General features: G+C 48.0%; 1 protein-coding gene. It reads right to left on the bottom strand.

Annotation, left to right across the window (positions count from 1 at the left end):
* A partial coding sequence (locus ACPYOM_RS23515; protein WP_481347833.1) for a P-type ATPase actuator domain-containing protein occupies window positions 1–244 on the bottom strand: 244 nt, incomplete at both ends.

The following is a 244-nucleotide window of genomic DNA, read 5'->3' as shown; positions in this document are numbered from 1 at the left end:
GCCTTCTACGAGGGCAATCATTTTGTCAAGAAAAGATTCTCCCGGTTTAGTGGTTACTTTTACTTTGATCCTGTCGGAAAGGACTTTAGTACCACCGGTTACGGAGCTTTTATCGCCTCCTGCCTCGCGAATTACAGGAGCACTTTCCCCGGTAATAGCAGATTCTTCGATGGTTGCCAGTCCTTCAATAATCTCGCCGTCCATCGGGATCTGATCTCCAGCTTCGCACATGAAAACATCTCCC

The organism is Monashia sp. HAY1-2A (assembly GCF_056755315.1).
This window is presented reverse-complemented; position numbering and strand designations above follow the sequence as displayed.